Source organism: Variovorax paradoxus, assembly GCF_000834655.1.
Classification (GTDB): Bacteria; Pseudomonadota; Gammaproteobacteria; order Burkholderiales; family Burkholderiaceae_C; genus Variovorax; species Variovorax paradoxus_F.
This window is the reverse complement of the sequence record NZ_JXQQ01000007.1, coordinates 36,803-50,167: the sequence shown is the minus strand read 5'-3', so window position 1 is coordinate 50,167 and position 13,365 is coordinate 36,803. Positions and strand designations below refer to the sequence as shown.

Below are 13,365 nucleotides of genomic sequence, written 5' to 3'. Positions count from 1 at the left end.
TCCGGGACGGAGATTCGCGGTGCGTGTCATAAAAAACCAGGCTTCGACAAAACTGGCGCGAGCCTACGTTCGCGAAATGAACCCAGTCTGAAGCGACCTGAACGAATCCTGACGCGGCCCTCCGGCCACCCCGCGGGCGCTAGACTTCGTGTTTTTCGAGAGACACACCGCGTGCGCATATTGCTTGTCGAAGATGACAGTTCCTTGGCAGATGCCGTGTGCAGCTATCTGGTCGCCAAGGCATTCGTCGTCGATGTGGCGCCCAGCCTTGCCGATGCGCGCGGTGCCCTGCTCTCGGTGCAATACGCGGCGGTGCTTCTCGACCTGCACCTGGGCGACGGCGACGGCCTGTCGCTGCTGCCGCAGGTGCGTGCGCTGCGCGAGCCTCCCATCGTCATCGTGCTCACGGCGCGCGACCAGGTCACCGACCGCATCCGCGGCCTGGACGCCGGCGCCGACGACTACCTCATCAAGCCCTACGACCCCGCCGAACTGCTCGCACGGCTGCGCGCGGTGGAGCGCCGGCGCAGCGCCAACACCTCGCCCGTGCTGCAGTTCGGCACGCTGGAAATCGACCTCGCCCACGACCGGGTGCGCAAGGACGGCAGCCCCGTCGTGCTCACCCAGAAGGAATGGGCGCTGCTGCGCGTGATGGCCACGCGGCCCGAGCGCATCCACACGCGCGAGAACCTGGCCGATGCGCTCTACGGCTTCGGCGACGAGGCCGACAGCAACACGCTGGAGGTCTTCATCAGCCGCTTGCGCCGCAAGCTCGGCAAGAGCCACATCCAGACGCTGCGCGGCCTGGGCTACCGGCTGTCGTTCTCGGCGGACGACGAGGAATGAGCGCCCTGCAATCGGCGAGTTCCGGCCGTGGTCGCGACTCGCTCGCCGGGCGCCTGACGCGCACCCTCATCCTGTGGGTCGGCGGCGTGTGGCTCCTGTGCGTGTTCGCCGTCGTCTGGTATGTGGACCGCGAGATCAACCACAACTTCGACAACGAACTGGTCGAGGTGTCGCACCGCATGTTCGACATGGCCGTGCAGGAGCTCGACAAGCTGCAGCACAAGGGCGCAGCCGTTCCGAGCACGCCGCTGGTGGCACCCAAGCAGCTCTTCTCCGAAGACGCGGTGATGTACCAGGTGGTCGACATCCACGAGCACGTGCTGCTGCGTTCGGCCGAAGCGCCGATCGATGCCTTCGACGTGCCGCTGGCCGCGGGCTTCGCGAACAACCAGACATGGCGCATCTACACCGTGCGGCATCCGACGCTCGGCCTGTACTTCCAGGTGGCCGACCCGCTCGACGAGCGCCGCCGCGCGCTGAACCGCACCTTGTTCGGCCTGATCATTCCGCTCGGCGCGGTGCTGCCTCTCCTCGCGCTGGTGCTGCGCAACGTGGCGCGCACCGAGCTGCGCGTGCTGCAGCAGCTCGCGGGCGAGATCGAAAAGCGCAGCGGCACCGATCTGCGCCCGATCACCCTGCCGGGCCTGCCGCAGGAGCTGCGCTCCGTGGGCGACCACGTCAACAGCCTGCTGGAGCGGCTCGCGCAATCGCTCGACGTGGAACGCGCGCTCGCGGCCAACGCGGCGCACGAGCTGCGCACGCCGCTGGCCGCCGCGCGCCTGCGTCTGCAGACCGCGCTCGACCATGACCTGAAGCGCGACGACGTGCAGGGCGCGCTGCAGGCACTGCAGATGCTGAGCCATCGCACCGAGAAGCTGCTGCAGCTGTCGCGCGCGGAATCTGGCGCATCGCTCACGCGCGCACGGGTCGACCTCGTGCAGCTGGCGGGCACCGTGGCGCAGGAGTTCTGGCAAGACCCGCTGAACAGCGAACGCCTGAAGCTCAAGGTGCCGGACAGCGTGGCGCCGGTGGCGTTCGGCGATGTCGACGCGCTGGCGATCGCGCTGCGCAACCTTGTTGAGAACTCATTGCGCTACGGCGGTGGCGGGCGCGTGGTGATCGAGGTGACGACGCCCTGCACGCTGGTGGTGCGGGACTTCGGTGCCGGCGTCAGCGCAGCGCAGTTGCAGACGCTGCAGCAGCGCCACGTTCGACACAGCTCGGACCGGGCAGGCTACGGACTCGGGCTTTCGATCGTCGGCACGATCGTCGAGAAGCACAACGCGAAGCTTGAACTCGCGTCGCCGCCGGCAGGGGCGGCGCAGGGGTTCGAGGCGCGGATCGTGTTGCGGCCGGCCTGAACGGTCGCTCGGCACCGCCAGCATTTCATCTGGCCTGAAGTTTCTGCAAACCCTGCGCAACGAGGTGGTGGCGCCGGTACCGCATTGGATGCCCGGTCTTTTGCCTTATGAAATACCGCTCCCACTTATTAGCAGTTGAAGAATTTAAATAACAATTCAGCAGGGCTGATCTGCGGGATTGCGCGACGCCATCTGAACTCTTTGTGAAAAATTGCCTTAGCGCCCTCCCGGCGACGTATTAGTCTGGGCCGTTCGCGTTTGCGAATGTTTTTATCAAAAAAGTTGAAGCAATTAGATGACGAAGAATATTGAAAATTTGCAGGCAATTGCCGTAGGGCCATCAATCAATTTGAAATCAATCTCCCAAGATGTCGCGCCAAGGCTTCACGACGTGATCATCAGGGAGAAAGAGCGTCTTTCAGAATTCCTGCACTGGCCGAGGTACATAAACAGCCTCGACGACACGATCAGGTTTTGCGCAACTTCCGAAAAATCCTTCGGAAACTCCAATGCCATCTATATCGCCGAATTCAACGGCGAGCTTGCCGGAGTCATATCTTTCAATAATCTTGATTTCGCCAACGGCATTGGCGACATAGGATATTGGCTCGCCGGCAATCACGAGAAAAAAGGCATCGTTTCGAACGCGGTCGAAGCGCTTATCGGGGCATATGCCGGAAGCCGGCTAATCCGGCGCTTCGTCATCAAATGCGCTTCCCGGAATCGACCGAGCCGCGCCGTTGCCGAGCGTCTGGGATTCAAATTCGAAGGAACGCTCGAGCAGGCGGAAAAGATCGGCAACGAGTATCTGGACCAGAGGATCTACGCAAGGATCGTCTGATCGTTCGTCTCATGCCGCGATCCCGGCCTACTCGCTGACCAGCGCACGCAGCCAGTCGGGCAACGTCAACGCCTTCTGCTTCGGAAAATCCACCCAGATGGTCGTCGCGCCGCCCGCTGCGCAGATCACATCGGGCGCCTCTTCGCGCGCCATCGTGCCCCAGGTCTCGAAGGTGGCGCGCTTCGGGTCGCTCACGTACATCTTCAACAGCACGTTGCCCGGGTATTCGATCTGCCGGTAGAAATTGCAGAAGGCATTGACGATCACCATGCCCTCGCCGCCCGGCTCGGGCTTGAAGCCGATGGAACGCATCCAGTCGATGCGGGCGGTTTCCAGGTAGCGAAAGTAGGTGCCGTTGTTCAGGTGGCCCATGGCGTCCATGTCGCCCCAGCGGACGGGGATCGACATTTCGTACACGAGCTTCTTCTTTTCGGGGATTTCGAATTTCATCGGTGCGCCTTGATGGATGCGAGGATGCCCAGCACGAACAGCAGCGCCGCCAGCCATTCGGTGGCTTGCGGCCAGCGGCCGTCCCAGACGAAGGAATAGAGCAAGGCGAACAGCGTCTCGCTCACGATCAGTTGGCCGCACAGGCTCGCCGAGAGGCGCTGGCTGGCGATGTTCCAGAGGATGGTCGCGAGCCACGACGAGCCGAAGCCGCCCGCCAGCGCGATCCAGACGAAGAGCGTGCCGTCGGGGCGCGACCGCAGCGTGGCCATGTCGCTCCCCGCCGCGACCCACAGCAGGAGAGCGCCCAGGCCGGTCGCGATGCCGAGCCAGTTGGCCCAGTCGGTCGCGTTGAGTTCGGCATGGCGCTGCAGCCATTTCGCGTTGAGCAGGCCGTAGATCGTCCAGCTCACCATCGAGCACAGCGCGAGCGCGATGCCCCAGCCGAATCGCGCGCCGTTGCCGCCCGCGCCATGCTGCGTCGACCATGCGCCCCAGATCATCAGCGCGATGCCCGCGCCCGTGAGCAGGAGCCCCGGCAGCAGCGCGCGCATCTGCAGGCCCGCGGGCCGGCCGAGCAGCATCATCCAGACGGGAATCGTGCCGATGATGAGGCTGGGCACCTCGGTGCCGGCCGCCGCGATGCCGAAGGCCAGCAGCAGGTAGTAGCCGCTGAAGCCCAGCACGCTGAGCCCGAGCGCCGCGAGCGCCTGCCGGCCGTTGGGCCAGCGCACGGCGGCAGGCCGCGCGAACACCGCGAGTCCCGAGATCGCGCCGAACACCGCGAAGCGAGCGGCCGTGATGTCGACCATGCCGAAGTGGCCGACCATGCGCGGCGCCACGAACACCAGGCCCCAGAGCGCGCCCGCGCCCAGGCCGGCTGCGATGCCGATCCAGGCGCGCGGAGTCAGACCGCGAACCCGTCGTCGGCCGCGATGACGGCACCATTCACGAAATGGCTCTGGCCGCTGGCCAGCAGCACGATCAGGCCGTCCAGGTCTTCGGCCTTGCCCACGCGCTTGCGCGGCAGGATGCTCACCAGCCTGGCGCCGGCCTCGGTGGTCCAGAGTTCTTCGTTGAGCTCGGTGGCGATGTAGCCCGGGCACAGCGCATTCACGTTGATGCCGAAGCGGCCCCACTCGAGCGCCATGGCCTTGGTCATCTGCACCACCGCGGCCTTGCTCATGCCGTAGGCGCCGATGTTGGATACCGCCTTGAGCGCGGCCACCGAGGCGATGTTGATGATGCGCCCGCCGATGTAGGTGCCCGGCGCCGAACCGTTGGCGCGCGCCAGCATGCGCTTGCCCACTTCCTGCGCAACGAAGAAGGCGCCCTTGAGGTTGGTGTCGAAGATGAAGTCGTAGTCGTCGGGCGTCACGTCCTGCAGCTTGTTGCGGATGTTGACGCCCGAGTTGTTGACCAGGACGTCGATCGGGCCGACCTCGGTCTCGGCGCGTGCCACGGCGGCCTTGATGCTGCCGTGGTCGGTCACGTCGAGCTCGACCACGTGGGCGTCGCCCCCCTCGCCCTCGATGCGGGCGCGCAGCTCCTTGAGTTTTTCGACCCGGCGGCTGGCCAGGACCACCGCGGCACCGGCGCGCGCCAGCGTTTTCGCGAACTGGGCCCCGAGGCCGCTGGAGGCGCCGGTGACGAAGGCCACGCGGCCCGAAAGATCGATGCTGTAAGCCATGGGAGAACGTTCCTGGGTGGGTCCTGGAGAGTCGCGCAGGTGACGTGCTGCGCTCCCCCTAAAATGTTTCGCGCCCTCGTAGCGTCCGAGCCTCAAAACATTATCGACCAGACCCCACATGACCCACGACGAAATCCTTGCCCAGTTCGGCCCTCGCGAAGCCATGGAATACGACGTGGTCGTGGTCGGCGGCGGCCCGGCGGGCCTCTCGACCGCGATCCGCCTGAAGCAGCTGGCGGCCCAGCACGAAAAGGAGATCTCGGTCGTTGTGCTCGAGAAGGGCTCCGAGCCCGGCGCGCACATCCTCTCGGGCGCCATCATGGACCCGCGCGCGCTGAACGAACTGCTGCCCGACTGGAAGGACCTGGGCGCCCCGCTCAACCAGCCGGTCACCGACGACGCGATGGTGTTCCTCGGCGAGAAGTCCGGCTTGCGCACGCCCAACGCATTCCTGCCGGCGTGCTTCCAGAACCACGGCAACTACATCATCAGCCTGGGCGCCTTCACCAAGTGGCTGGCGCAGCAGGCCGAGAACCTGGGCGTCGAGATCTTCCCGGGCTTCCCGGCCGCCGAAGTGCTCTACAACGAGAACGGCTCGGTGCGCGGCGTGGCCACCGGCAACATGGGTGTCGGCAAGGACGGCGAACCGACCGAGAACTTCCAGCTCGGCATGGAACTGCTGGGCAAGTACACGGTGTTTGCCGAAGGCGCACGCGGCCACCTGGGCCGCCAGCTCATCGCCAGGTTCAAGCTCGACGAAGGCCGCGACCCGCAGACCTACGGCCTGGGCGTGAAGGAAGTGTGGGAAATCGACCCCAAGCGCCACCAGCCCGGCTTCGTGCTGCACACCGCCGGCTGGCCGATGAAGAGCGACACCTACGGCGGCGCGTTCCTCTATCACATGGAGGACAACAAGGTCACGATGGGCTTCATCACCGGGCTGGACTACAGCAACCCGTACCTCAGCCCCTTCGAGGAAATGCAGCGCTGGAAGCTGCACCCCAACATCCGCTGGTACCTCGAAGGCGACGAAGCCAAGGGCATCAAGCCGGCCAAGCGCATCGGCTACGGTGCGCGCGCCATCACGGCGGGCGGCCTGCTGTCGCTGCCCAAGACGGTGTTCCCGGGCGGCGCGCTGGTCGGCTGCGAGGCCGGCTACCTGAACGTGAGCCGCATCAAGGGCAGCCATGCCGCCATCAAGACCGGTATGCTGGCCGCCGAAGCCGCCTTCGATGCGGTGCAGGCCGGCCGCCAGCACGACGAGCTCACGGCCTACCCGGCCGCGTTCGAGAAGAGCTGGCTGCACGCCGAGCTGAAGAAGTCGCGCAACTTCAAGGCGTGGTTCAAGAAGGGCCTGGGCGTCGCCACCCTCATGAACGGCATCGAGCAGTGGCTCCTGAAGGGCAACATCCCCTGGACCCTGCGCCGCACCAAGCCCGACCACCTGTACCTCAAGCCCGCGGCCGAGTGCAAGCCCATCGTCTACCCGAAGCCGGACGGCAAGCTCACCTTCGACCGGCTCTCCAGCGTGTTCATCAGCAACACCAACCACGAAGAGCAGCAACCGGCCCACCTGACGCTCAAGGATGCGACGGTGCCGGTCAACATCAACCTCGAGAAGTTCGCCGGCCCCGAGAGCCGCTACTGCCCGGCCGGCGTCTACGAGTTCGTGGGCACCGAAGACGGCAAGCAGCGCCTGCAGATCAACGCGCAGAACTGCGTGCACTGCAAGACCTGCGACATCAAGGATCCGACGCAGAACATCGTGTGGGTGACGCCTGAAGGCGGCGGCGGTCCGAACTACGTGGGCATGTAAGGCGCCCGCGCACCGTTTCTGCAAGCCCTCTCCGGAGGGCTTTTTCGTTGGTGCAGCCACGCATGCGGCGAAGCGCCCAGGCTGGATTCGTGGCGTGCGTGCGGGCGTTTTCTCGGGTGGCGTCCGTGAAACTCCCGACACGGCGAAGCGCCCGGTTGCGGCATAGTCGAATGCGCCTGACGCATTCCTGACCCCGACCACATTCCCCCCGGAGACACCATGAAACTCGGCCACATCGCCGCCGCCTGCCTTTCGCTCGCCCTGGGCAGCTCTGCCCTCGCCCAACAACCGACGGTGCTGAAGATCGGCTACGCGACCTCCAAGGAGTCGCACTACGGCGTGGGCTCCACGGTGTTCTGCGACGAGGTCGAGAAAGGCACGCAAGGCCGCTTCAAGTGCCAGCACTTCGCCAACTCGGCCCTGGGCGGCGAACGCGAGCAGATCGAGGCGATCCAGCTGGGCACGCAGGACCTGGTGAACACCTCGACCGGCCCCGTGGGCAACTTCGTGCCCGAGGTCAAGATCGTCGACATCCCCTTCCTCTTTCGCGACTACGACCACGCGCGCAAGGTGATGGACGGCCCGATCGGCCAGGACATCCTCACGAAGTTCCCGAGCAAGGGCATCATCGCGCTCGCCTGGACGGAGAACGGCTTCCGCCACATGACGAACAGCAAGCGCGACATCGTCAAGCCCGGCGATGCCGCCGGCCTGAAGATGCGCACCATGGAGAACAAGGTGCACATGGACGGCTACCGCACCTTCGGCATCCTGCCGACGCCGATGGCCTTCCCCGAACTCTTCGGCGCGCTGCAGCAGGGCACGGTCGACGGGCAGGAGAACCCGATTCCGGTGATCCTGGCGTCCAAGTTCTCGCAGGTGCAGAAGCACCTCTCGCTCACGGGACACGTGTACTCGCCCGCCCTGCTGCTGCTCTCGCCGAAGGTGTGGAACAAGCTCTCGGATGCCGACAAGAAGGTCTTCGTCGATGCCGCCAAGAAGGCCGCCGTGGCCCAGCGCAAGAAGGTCAACGACGACGAGAACAACGGCATCGCGCAGCTCGAGAAGGACGGCATGAAGGTCACCAAGACCGTCGACGGCGCGGCCTTCCGCGAAGCCCTGAAGCCGGCCTATGCGGGCTACGCCAAGGAGTTCGGCGCGGACAACATCAAGAAGATCACGGACGTCCAGTAAGCCTCGCGCGCCAGATCCCAACCGTTCACGCTGAGCCTGTCGAAGCGCCACGCAAGGCTTCGACAAGCTCAGCCCGAACGGTTTTTTTGCTTTGCTTCCTGCTAGAACCGAGAACAACAACGTGCAAGCCTTCGAGCGCTACTTTCTCGCCGCCAACCGCTGGGCGCTGATTCTTCTGCTGGCCGCCATGTCGGTCATCATCTTCACCAACGTCGTCATGCGCTACACCACGAGCAATTCGCTCGAATGGGCCGAAGAGGTCTCGCGCCACATGATGATCTGGCTCACCTTCCTCGGCGCCGGGCCGGTGCTGCGCTACGGCGGCCACATCGCGGTGGAGAACCTGCAGGACGCCCTGCCGCGCGCGGGCGCGATCGCGGTGCGCGCCTTCGTCGCCGCGCTGCTCTTCGCCTTCTTCGGCTTCATGGTCTGGTACGGGTGGCTCTACATGCAGCGCACGATGTTCCAGCTCACCGCCGTCACGCAGATTCCGTTCGCCTACATCTACAGCGCCATGCTGTTCGGCGGCGTGCTCCTGATCGTGCACTGGCTCCTGGTGGTGCGGGGCTACGTGCTGCGGCGCGAGTTCGCGTCCGACGACCACTTCGACGCCAACGCCTCGGCGTCGCTGTAAGGAGAACGACCATGGATGCCAGCATCGTTCTCATCGTCTCGGCCTGCATTTTCCTGGCCATCGGCGTGCCCGTGGCCTTTGCGCTCGGGCTCTCCACCGTCACCACGCTCATCCTTGCGGAGAACTATCCGCTGATGGTGCTGCTGAAGGAAACCTTCACCGGCATCGACAGCTTTCCGCTGATGGCCGTGCCCTTCTTCATCCTGGCGGCCGAGCTCATGAGCGGCGGCTCGCTCACCGAGGTGCTGCTGCGCTTCGCGGGCCAGTTCGTCGGCCACCGGCGCGGGGGCCTGGGCTACACCAACGTGGTGTCGCTCACCTTCTTCTCGGGCATCTCGGGCTCGGCGCTCGCCGATGCGGCGGGACCGGGGTCGATGCTCATCAAGATGATGGACAAGGCCGGCTACGACCGCTCGTACGCGGCGGCGCTCACGGCCTCCACCGCGATCGTGGGGCCGATCATTCCGCCCTCGATCATCATGATCATCTATGCGCTGCAGGACGAGAGCGTGTCGGTGGGCACGCTGTTCGCAGCCGGCATCCTGCCGGGCATCCTGATCGCGGTGGCGATGTGCGTGGTGAACTTCTACGTCTCGAAAAAGCGCAACTACAAGGGCGACGGGCAGACGCCGCCGCTGCGCGAGATCCTCATCACGACCTGGAAGGCGATTCCCGCGATCCTGTTGCCGGTGGTCATCCTGGGCGGCATGCGCGCCGGCTGGTTCACGCCCACCGAAGCCTCGGTGGTGGCGGTGTTCTACGCGCTGGTGTGCGGCAAGTTCGTCTACCGCACGCTCGAGTGGAAGATGCTGCCCGACATCCTCTCGCGCTCGGCCCTGCTGTCGGCCTCGGTGCTGATCATCATCGGCCTGTCGGCCTCGTTCGCATGGGTGCTGACCATCGAGGGCATTCCACAGCAGATGGCCGAATGGCTCATCGGCATGAACCTCTCGCCGTGGATGTTCCTCATCATCGTCAACGTCTTCCTGCTGCTCTTCGGCATCTTTATCGAGCCGCTGCCGGGCGTGATGGTGCTGGCGCCGATCCTCGCGCCGGTGGCGATCAAGCTGGGCGTGGACCCGGTGCACTTCGCGATGATCGTGATCTTCAACCTCACGCTCGGGATGATCACGCCGCCGGTGGGCGGCCTGCTGTTCGTGACCTGCAACGTGTCGAAGGTGCCGATGTCGGCGCTGGTGAAGGAGCTGGTGCCGTTCCTCTGGGCGCATGGCGCGGTGCTGATGATCCTCACCTTCGTGCCGGCGCTGAGCACCTGGCTGCCGCGGGCGCTCGGGTTCAAGTAGCGGCGCCCCTGCCGCTCTTGCCTCGGGTTCGCTGCCAGAATCGGCGCCACGCCAACAACAGACATCCGAGGGAACCGCACCATGAACCGACTCGTCGCCTGCCTGCTCGCCGCAGGGCTGCTCTCCACAGCCGCATTGGCGGCCCCGCCCTCAGCGACGGCACCCGCGCCCGCCGCCTCGGCTGCCGCTGCAACGCCAGCACCTGCCCCGGCGCCTGCGGCCGCTCCTGCAGCGGCCCCGTCCACCGGCATCGCCGAAGTCGAAACCGCGGTGCGCGCCTGGGCTGCCGCCTGGTCGGCCCGCGACGTGGATCGCTACCTCGCGGCCTACGCCCCCGACTTCACGCCCGCCAGGAAGCAGGACAGGAAGCGCTGGGAGGCCGAGCGGCGCACGCGCATCGCCAACAAGTCGGCGATCAGCGTCGCGGTCGAAGACCTCGTCATCAGCGTCAGCGGCCAGACCGCCAGCGCGCGCTTCAAGCAGGTCTACAGCGCCGACAAGCTCAAGAGCACCGACCGCAAGACCCTGGAATTGCAGCGCGTGGGCGACAAGTGGCTGATCCGCAAGGAAAGCACCGGCGCCTGAAGATTCGAGCGTTTGCCAAGGTGGCGGTGGTGAATTCCCCTGTAAGTCAAACAGGTTCATGAAGATGTCACCACCTGCAACGATGCTGCAGCCTTCGATCTCCGAAAGCTGTGGCCGCCATGTTTCCCACCAAGACCGACAAGGCACGCGACGAACTCCAGGCCGGGCAGCGCACGCTCAGCCAGCGTGAACGCGCCCTGCTGCTGATGGCCGACGGCCGGCGCTCGCTGACCGATTTCAGCCCGCTGTTCGCGAACCGCATCGAAGCGGAGCAGGCGATCCAGGCGCTGATGAGCAAGGGGTACCTGCAGGACGCGCGCCCGGCCGCCCCTGCCGCGGCGCGTTCTCCAACCCAGGCTGCACAGCCGCCTGCCTCGGCCACCCCGCCCGAACCGGTGCCTGCGGCCAACCCGATCCAGCTCACGACCACAGCCGACAACTTCGACGGCAAGCGCTCGCTGGCCACCACGCGGATGTTCCTGTTCGACATGTGCGAGCGCATGTTCGTGCGGCGCGACCCCAAGTTCGCCCTGCAGATGCGCGACGCCCTGCGCGAGGCGCGCGACCGTGAAGCGATGCTGACCATCGCCGCGCTGATGCTGAGCGAAATCGAGAAGTCGGCCGGTGCGGAGCGAGCCGAATCGCTGCGCGAGCGCATCGAGCGGCTGCTGCCGCCGGCCGAAGTGGTGCATTGACGGCGCGGCCCCGGGTCTTTGCGATCCACTACACTCGGCGGGGTCAGGAGAGAGCCCCGCGCGACGGGGCCGCCGAAGGCGCAGGGGATTCCCGAACGCTCAGGCAAAAGGACTGACAAGGCGCCGGTTCACACCGGCGTTTCCTTGCTGGAGAGAGGCCGTTGCAGGCATGCATTGCACCGGCCCACCGAAGGAGCAAACCCCGATCGTGGGGCGAATCTCTCAGGTAAAGCGGACAGCAGGGGTGGCCCGTGGCGTTGCAGCCATGGATTTCGACTGCCCCTTTGGAGTGCCCCGTGGCTGCTTCTTCCGCTTCCGATACCCCAGGTACCCCACTTCTCAAGACGCCGCTGTACGACCTCCACGTGGAGCTCGGCGCCCGCCTGGTGCCGTTCGCCGGCTATTCCATGCCCGTGCAGTACCCCGCGGGCCTCATGGCCGAGCACAAGCACACGCGCGATGCGGCGGGCCTTTTCGACATCTCGCACATGGGCCAGCTGCGCCTCGTCGGCCCTGACGCCGCCGCCGCCTTCGAAACGCTGATGCCCGTCGACGTGATCGACCTGCCCGCCGGCAAGCAGCGCTACGGACTCCTGCTGAACGACGACGGCGGCATCCTCGATGACCTGATGTTCTTCAACGAGGGCCACGGTTCGATCTTCGTGATCGTGAACGGCGCCTGCAAGGTGGCCGACATCGCGCACATCCAGCAGAAGATCGGCGCGCGCTGCGAGGTGCAGCCCCTGCCCGACCATGCACTGCTCGCGCTGCAGGGCCCGCAGGCCGCGGCCACATTGGCACGCCTCTCGCCCGGCATCGAGCGCTTCGTGTTCATGACGGGCGGTGCGGTGCAGATCGGCGGCATCGCGGCCTTCGTCACGCGCAGCGGCTACACGGGTGAAGACGGCTTCGAGATCTCCGTGGCCGCCAAGGACGCCGACGCCCTCGCCCGCCTGCTGCTGGCCCAGCCCGAGGTCAAGCCCATCGGCCTGGGCGCGCGCAATTCGCTGCGCCTCGAAGCAGGCCTGTGCCTCTACGGCAACGACATCGACACCACCACCACGCCGGTCGAGGCCTCGCTCAACTGGGCGATCCAGAAGGTGCGCCGAACCGGCGGTGCGCGCGAAGGCGGCTTCCCGGGCGCGGCAAAGATCCTCGCCCAACTCGCCGCCACGACGGCAGGCGCCGCCGGCCACACCGACCACGACACCTTGAAGCGCAAGCGCGTCGGCCTCGTTGCGCTGGAACGCATTCCGGTGCGCGACGGCACGGTGCTGCAATCGTTCGAAGGCCAGGACATCGGCATCGTCACCAGCGGCCTGCTCGGCCCGAGCGCCGACCGCTGCGTCGCGATGGGCTACGTGGCCATCGCGTTCTCCGAGCCCGGCACGCGCGTGCAGGCCATCGTGCGCGGCAAGCCGGTGCCGATGGAGGTCTCGACCATGCCCTTCGTGCCGACCCGCTACTACCGGGGCTGAGCGCGGCTAGGCTCTGGCCCCCGATCATCATTTTTTCCACGAGGAGTTTTCCCATGAGCATCAAGTACACCAAGGACCATGAGTGGGTCTCGGCCGAAGGCGACGCCGCAACCGTCGGCATCACCGTGCATGCGCAGGACGCGCTGGGCGACGTCGTGTTCGTCGACCTGCCCGAAGTCGGCAAGACTTTTGCGCAAGGCGAAGTGGCCGGCGTCGTCGAATCGGTAAAGGCCGCGGCCGATGTGTTCATGCCCGTCTCGGGCGAAATCACCGAGGTGAACGAAGCGCTGCGCGCCGACCCTTCGCTCGCCAACAGCGACCCGCTGGCCAGCGGCTGGTTCTTCAAGGTCAAGCTGAGCGAGCCCGCACAGCTCGACGCGCTCCTCGACGCGGCCACCTACGACAAGTTCGCCGCCGAATCCTGAAAATGCTTGCCCCTCGGCTTGCCACTTCGTGTGCTTCGCCCTTCCCCCT

General features: G+C 65.9%; 14 protein-coding genes and 2 riboswitches. Of the genes, 11 read left to right on the top strand and 3 right to left on the bottom strand.

Annotated elements, in window-relative coordinates:
• Positions 1-171 precede the first annotated feature (171 nt).
• The 3 genes from RT97_RS02085 to RT97_RS02075 all read left to right on the top strand — a co-directional run bounded on the left by RT97_RS02085 (position 172) and on the right by RT97_RS02075 (position 3,048).
• On the top strand, positions 172-846 hold the full coding sequence (locus RT97_RS02085) for a winged helix-turn-helix domain-containing protein (RefSeq protein WP_042577132.1): 675 nt from the start codon (positions 172-174) through the stop codon (positions 844-846).
• Positions 843-2,207 (top strand): sensor histidine kinase, encoded by a 1,365-nt coding sequence (locus tag RT97_RS02080; RefSeq protein ID WP_042577131.1) that lies wholly within the window; start codon positions 843-845, stop codon positions 2,205-2,207. Before RT97_RS02085 ends, RT97_RS02080 begins: the two co-directional genes overlap by 4 nt.
• Before the next feature lie 295 nt (positions 2,208-2,502).
• Positions 2,503-3,048 (top strand): GNAT family N-acetyltransferase, encoded by a 546-nt coding sequence (locus RT97_RS02075; protein WP_042577130.1) that lies wholly within the window; start codon positions 2,503-2,505, stop codon positions 3,046-3,048.
• 27 nt (positions 3,049-3,075) lie between these two features.
• Here RT97_RS02075 and RT97_RS02070 read toward each other — a convergent pair whose 3' ends face one another.
• The 3 genes from RT97_RS02070 to RT97_RS02060 form a co-directional block, all read right to left on the bottom strand.
• On the bottom strand, positions 3,076-3,498 hold the full coding sequence (locus tag RT97_RS02070; protein ID WP_042577129.1) for an acyl-CoA thioesterase: 423 nt from the start codon (positions 3,496-3,498) through the stop codon (positions 3,076-3,078).
• On the bottom strand, positions 3,495-4,325 hold the full coding sequence (locus RT97_RS02065) for a DMT family transporter (RefSeq protein WP_253278105.1): 831 nt from the start codon (positions 4,323-4,325) through the stop codon (positions 3,495-3,497). Before RT97_RS02065 ends, RT97_RS02070 begins: the two co-directional genes overlap by 4 nt.
• A 77-nt stretch (positions 4,326-4,402) precedes the next feature.
• Positions 4,403-5,185, bottom strand: a complete 783-nt coding sequence (locus RT97_RS02060; RefSeq protein WP_042577127.1) for an SDR family oxidoreductase — start codon at positions 5,183-5,185, stop codon at positions 4,403-4,405.
• Positions 5,186-5,303: 118 nt separating this feature from the next.
• Between RT97_RS02060 and RT97_RS02055 the strand changes: the two genes are divergently transcribed.
• From RT97_RS02055 to gcvH, 8 genes are all read left to right on the top strand, one after another.
• Positions 5,304-7,001: an electron transfer flavoprotein-ubiquinone oxidoreductase gene (locus tag RT97_RS02055; protein ID WP_042577126.1), complete on the top strand. Its 1,698-nt coding sequence runs from the start codon at positions 5,304-5,306 to the stop codon at positions 6,999-7,001.
• Positions 7,002-7,220: 219 nt separating this feature from the next.
• A complete protein-coding gene (locus tag RT97_RS02050) occupies positions 7,221-8,195 on the top strand; it encodes a TRAP transporter substrate-binding protein (protein ID WP_042577125.1) in 975 nt (324 codons plus the stop codon).
• Positions 8,196-8,316: 121 nt separating this feature from the next.
• Positions 8,317-8,829: a TRAP transporter small permease gene (locus RT97_RS02045; protein WP_042577124.1), complete on the top strand. Its 513-nt coding sequence runs from the start codon at positions 8,317-8,319 to the stop codon at positions 8,827-8,829.
• Between the two features lie 11 nt (positions 8,830-8,840).
• The gene (locus RT97_RS02040) at positions 8,841-10,133 is read left to right on the top strand and encodes a TRAP transporter large permease (RefSeq protein WP_042577123.1); all 1,293 of its coding nucleotides are present in this window, start codon (positions 8,841-8,843) and stop codon (positions 10,131-10,133) included.
• Between the two features lie 81 nt (positions 10,134-10,214).
• Positions 10,215-10,718 (top strand): L,D-transpeptidase Cds6 family protein, encoded by a 504-nt coding sequence (locus tag RT97_RS32960; RefSeq protein WP_155403707.1) that lies wholly within the window; start codon positions 10,215-10,217, stop codon positions 10,716-10,718.
• Positions 10,719-10,837: 119 nt separating this feature from the next.
• The gene (locus RT97_RS02030; RefSeq protein WP_042577122.1) at positions 10,838-11,413 is read left to right on the top strand and encodes a hypothetical protein; all 576 of its coding nucleotides are present in this window, start codon (positions 10,838-10,840) and stop codon (positions 11,411-11,413) included.
• 42 nt (positions 11,414-11,455) lie between these two features.
• Positions 11,456-11,530: riboswitch (glycine riboswitch) on the top strand.
• 20 nt (positions 11,531-11,550) lie between these two features.
• Positions 11,551-11,662, top strand: a riboswitch (glycine riboswitch).
• Positions 11,663-11,709: 47 nt separating this feature from the next.
• Positions 11,710-12,891 (top strand): glycine cleavage system aminomethyltransferase GcvT, encoded by a 1,182-nt coding sequence (gene gcvT / locus RT97_RS02025; RefSeq protein ID WP_042577121.1) that lies wholly within the window; start codon positions 11,710-11,712, stop codon positions 12,889-12,891.
• Between the two features lie 53 nt (positions 12,892-12,944).
• Entirely contained in the window at positions 12,945-13,316 is a 372-nt protein-coding gene (gene gcvH / locus RT97_RS02020) for a glycine cleavage system protein GcvH (RefSeq protein ID WP_042577120.1), read from the top strand.
• The last annotated feature ends 49 nt before the right edge of the window (positions 13,317-13,365 follow it).

Excerpts from the sequence above, each read along its gene's own strand:
- RT97_RS02080 (WP_042577131.1), top strand. The coding sequence starts at position 843 with ATGAGCGCCCTGCAATCGGCGAGTTCCGGCCGTGGTCGCGACTCGCTC.
- RT97_RS02075 (WP_042577130.1), top strand. The coding sequence starts at position 2,503 with ATGACGAAGAATATTGAAAATTTGCAGGCAATTGCCGTAGGGCCATCA.
- RT97_RS02070 (WP_042577129.1), bottom strand. The coding sequence starts at position 3,498 with ATGAAATTCGAAATCCCCGAAAAGAAGAAGCTCGTGTACGAAATGTCG.
- RT97_RS02065 (WP_253278105.1), bottom strand. The coding sequence starts at position 4,325 with ATGGTCGGCCACTTCGGCATGGTCGACATCACGGCCGCTCGCTTCGCG.
- RT97_RS02060 (WP_042577127.1), bottom strand. The coding sequence starts at position 5,185 with ATGGCTTACAGCATCGATCTTTCGGGCCGCGTGGCCTTCGTCACCGGC.
- RT97_RS02055 (WP_042577126.1), top strand. The coding sequence starts at position 5,304 with ATGACCCACGACGAAATCCTTGCCCAGTTCGGCCCTCGCGAAGCCATG.
- RT97_RS02050 (WP_042577125.1), top strand. The coding sequence starts at position 7,221 with ATGAAACTCGGCCACATCGCCGCCGCCTGCCTTTCGCTCGCCCTGGGC.
- RT97_RS02040 (WP_042577123.1), top strand. The coding sequence starts at position 8,841 with ATGGATGCCAGCATCGTTCTCATCGTCTCGGCCTGCATTTTCCTGGCC.
- RT97_RS32960 (WP_155403707.1), top strand. The coding sequence starts at position 10,215 with ATGAACCGACTCGTCGCCTGCCTGCTCGCCGCAGGGCTGCTCTCCACA.
- RT97_RS02030 (WP_042577122.1), top strand. The coding sequence starts at position 10,838 with ATGTTTCCCACCAAGACCGACAAGGCACGCGACGAACTCCAGGCCGGG.
- gcvH (WP_042577120.1), top strand. The coding sequence starts at position 12,945 with ATGAGCATCAAGTACACCAAGGACCATGAGTGGGTCTCGGCCGAAGGC.